This is a genomic window from Propioniciclava sp. (assembly GCF_029977985.1).
Classification (GTDB): Bacteria; Actinomycetota; Actinomycetes; order Propionibacteriales; family Propionibacteriaceae; genus Propioniciclava.
Window position 1 is genome coordinate 1 of sequence record NZ_JARKOT010000275.1, and the last position, 3,722, is coordinate 3,722.

The 3,722-nt window shown below is 71.8% G+C and carries 2 protein-coding genes and 1 pseudogene; all 3 read left to right on the forward strand.

The features are described 5' to 3' along the window. Positions 1–441, forward strand: a pseudogene (locus tag Q1K57_RS14720) (dolichyl-phosphate-mannose--protein mannosyltransferase); the annotation flags it as partial. A gap of 129 nt (positions 442–570) precedes the next feature. Further along, the gene (locus tag Q1K57_RS14725) at positions 571–2,175 is read left to right on the forward strand and encodes an ABC transporter substrate-binding protein (protein WP_300083946.1); all 1,605 of its coding nucleotides are present in this window, start codon (positions 571–573) and stop codon (positions 2,173–2,175) included. A 125-nt stretch (positions 2,176–2,300) separates the two neighbouring features. Next, positions 2,301–3,722, forward strand: a 1,422-nt coding sequence (locus Q1K57_RS14730) for a solute carrier family 23 protein (protein WP_300083948.1), incomplete at its 3' end; no start/stop codon positions are given.

Consider the following 3,722-nt stretch of genomic DNA (forward strand, 5'->3'; position numbering starts at 1 on the left):
CCGGGCACCGACGGATGCGCCGGCCCCGAGAACTGCATCCGTATCATCAGCGGCATGGGGACCCCCGTCCTCTGGTGGATGGCCGCCATCGCGCTCATCGTGGCTCTCGTGTGGTGGATCGCCGGCCGCGACTGGCGCTTCGGCGTGCCCGTCGTGGCGGCGATGGCCACCTACCTGCCCTGGTTCACCCAGACCGACCGGCCGTTGTTCTTCTTCTACGCCATCACGATCGTGCCGTTCACCTGCATCGGGCTGGCGATGGCGCTCGGCCTGGTCATCGGCCCTCCCGACGGCCCCGGACGCCGTCGCGGCGGCATCATCGCAGGCGTCGCGACAGCGCTGGTGGTGGCCAACTTCGCCTATGTCTACCCGATCCTCACCGACCAGCTGATCCCCTACTCCCATTGGCTGTCGCGCATGTGGCTGCGCAGCTGGATCTGAGCGGGTCCGCGTAGGCCAAATCGTGTCCAGACCGCGATGCAATCGTGACCTGGGCACCCGCTGGGCCCACCCGACCCGCCGGTAGCGTGGACGCGTCCACCCGCCCCCCCCTCGTCGACCGGAGGTGCCATGTCCGCGCGATGGCGCGTCGGCCTCGCCGCGCTGGTGGTGGCCGGGCTCGTGACGGGCGGGTGCACCACCCAGCCGGAACCCACCCCGACGCCGACACCGACCGTCACGTCGAACTCTCGGACCGACGTCAACGCCCAACCGCGCGACACCCTCACCCAGGGCGGCGTGGTGCGTCTGCGGCTCGCCCACCTGCCCACACAGTGGAACCCATGGCATCCGGACGCCGCCGGTGACGCCGACCTGGCGACCCTCTCCGGGCCGCTCAGCGCGCCCGCCTTCCTGCTGGACGCCGGTGGCCGAGCCACCGCCAACCCCGACGTGTTGACGGGCACAGAGGTGCGCCACGATGGCGCCACGCGCGTGACCCTGTTCCTCGATTCTCGGGCCACGTGGGGCGACGGCGCCCCGGTGACCGCCGCCGACTGGATCGCCACCTGGCGGGCGATGACCGGCCAGGTCGCAGGCGTCGCGCCGGTGCACGCCGACGGTTGGGCGGGGGTCGCCGAGGTGGCGGCGGGGGCGTCGGAGTGGGAGGTCGTCGTCACCTATCGCGGGGTCGAGCCCGACTGGGCCGAGCCGCTGGTCAACGGCCCGCTGCGGGCGGCGTCCGTGGTGGATGCCGCCGCCTTCAGCTGGTCGGCGTTCGACCCCGCCAACTACGCGGGCCCGTTCACGGTCGCCCATGCGGATGCCACGCAAGGGGTCGTCACGCTCGACCCCAACCCGGCCTGGTGGGGCGACGCGCCGCGCCTCGCCCACATCGTGTATCGGACGCTCACCGACGACGCCGCCCCGGCCGCCTTCCGCAACAACGAGCTCGACCTGCTGCCCGTGTCGACACGCGAGGTCTTGCAGAAAGTCAGGCCGACGACGGACGCCGGCGTTCGCCAGGCGCCCGGCGGATCGGGGCGGGTGCTGCGGCTCTCGCTCGACGGCTTCCTGGCGGACGCCGCCGTGCGCCGCGCGCTGCTGCTCGCGATCGACCGGGCCGGATTGTCCGCCACGGATCTCTCCGGGGTGACCGACGCCGTGTCCGTGTGGTCCGATCCGCTCGTGCTGCCCAGCCAGCCGGGCTACGTCGACCAGGCACGCGCCACCGGCCTCGAGCACGATGCCGCCGCCTCCCTCGCAGGGCTGGCGGAGGCGGGGTTCGTGCCGACGCCCGGCGGCGTCCTGATGCGGTCCGGGCAGCCGCTGGCCCTCACCTACCACCTCGCCGGGGACGACCCGGGCGCTCAGGCCACCTTCGCTGCGCTGGCGAGCGCCCTCGCGGAGGTGTCGATCCAGCTCGGCGAGACGAACGGCCCCGCCGACATCACCCCGGAGACGCAGACGGTGAGCGCCTTCCCGCTGGCGCACCTGCCGGTGGCGGCGGCGTCCGACCCCGGACTGAGCGACTACGTGACGCGCATCGACACCGAGACCGACATCGTCCGCCGCGCCGACCAGGCCAGCCAGCTCGCCCGGCTCCTGTGGCAGTCGGTGGACACCATTCCGCTGTACCAGACGCCCGAACTCGTGGCCGTCCGCACCGGTCTGGCCAACGTGGGCGCCGACGGCTACGCGACGACGACGTGGGAGGACGTGGGCTGGCAGGCCTGACTCCCACCCGCCGCTTGAGCTTGTCGTCGGCCGGTCGAGCCTGTCGAGACCGTGGACAGCCGCCGAACATGCCCGGCGCGGCAGGTACATTCTGCGCAGCCTGATCGGAAAGAGGTGGGGGCCCGATGGCCATCTGGAAGCTGCACGGCAACGGGACGCTGGAGCCGGGGGCGGTGGTGGCACCGGACGAGCGACTCGACTGGGGCCGGACCGTCGGTCTGGGCGCCCAGCACGTCGTGGCGATGTTCGGGGCGACGTTCGTGTTCCCCCTGCTCATGGGGCTCAACCCGCAGTTGGCCGTGATGATGTCCGGGGTCGCCACGCTGCTCTTCCTGCTCATCGTGCGCGGCCGCGTGCCGAGCTACCTGGGCAGTTCGGCGTCCTTCGTGGGCGTCGCGACCGCGATCTACGCGGCCGGCGGCAACCCCAGCCACGTGTCGGGCGCCATGTTCTGGGTGGGGCTCGCGCTCGCAGCGGTCGGCGTCCTCATCCACGTGGCCGGTTCGGGGCTCATCCACCGCTGGCTGCCGCCGGTGGTGACGGGCGCGGTCGTCATGCTCATCGGCTTCAACCTGGCACCCGTGGTGGCGGGCGTCTACTGGCCGCAGGACCAATGGGTCGCCCTCGTGACGATGCTCGTCGTCGTCGGCCTGAGCGTGGGCCTGCGCGGTTTCCTCGGCCGCATCGCGATCTTCCTGTCGCTCATCTTCGGCTACGTCCTCAGCTGGCTCCTCGACGTCGCGCTCGGCCCGATCACCGCGCAGGACGCCACGGGTGCGGTCACCACGCACCTGCGCGTGGACTGGTCGGGGGTGGTGAGCGCGCCGTGGTTCGGCCTGCCGCCGGTCTCCGACCTCGCCACCTGGCAGTTGGGCGCCGCGACCAACGTCGTGGGCTTCCACCTGCCGGGCTTCGACGTGCGCTTCGCCCTCATCGCGCTGCCCGTCGTCATCGCGCTCATCGCCGAGAACACCGGCCACGTGAAGGCGGTCGCCGAGATGACGGGCGCCGATCTCGACAAGGACATGGGCAAGGCCATCGGGGCCGACGGGGCGGCGTCCATGCTGGCGACGTTCGTGGGCGCCGGGCCCACGACCACCTACGCCGAGAACATCGGCGTCATGGCGGCGACCCGGGTGTACTCGACGGCGGCCTACGTGGTGGCAGCACTGGTGGCGATCCTGTTCGGGTTCAGCCCCAAGTTCGGCGCGATCATCTCGGCGACGCCGGGCGGGGTACTCGGCGGCATCACGGTGGTGCTCTACGGCATGATCGGCCTGCTCGGCGCGAAGATCTGGAAAGAGAACAAGGTCGACTTCGGCAACCCGCTGAACCTGGTTCCGGTCGCGGCCGGCATCATCATCGGCATCGGCGATGTGACCATGCGCTTCACCGAAGGCTTCGTGCTCGGCGGCATCGCGTTCGGCACGATCGTGACCGTCGCCGTCTACCACCTCGCCCACGCACTCGCCCCGGCGGAGCTGAAGGAGCGCCACGAGGGCGCCGTGCTCATCGTGGACCGGCCGGGCGCCTACGCCGAGGACGAC

Coding starts and splice junctions, on each gene's coding strand:
- Q1K57_RS14725 (WP_300083946.1), top strand. CDS start 571: ATGTCCGCGCGATGGCGCGTCGGCCTCGCCGCGCTGGTGGTGGCCGGG.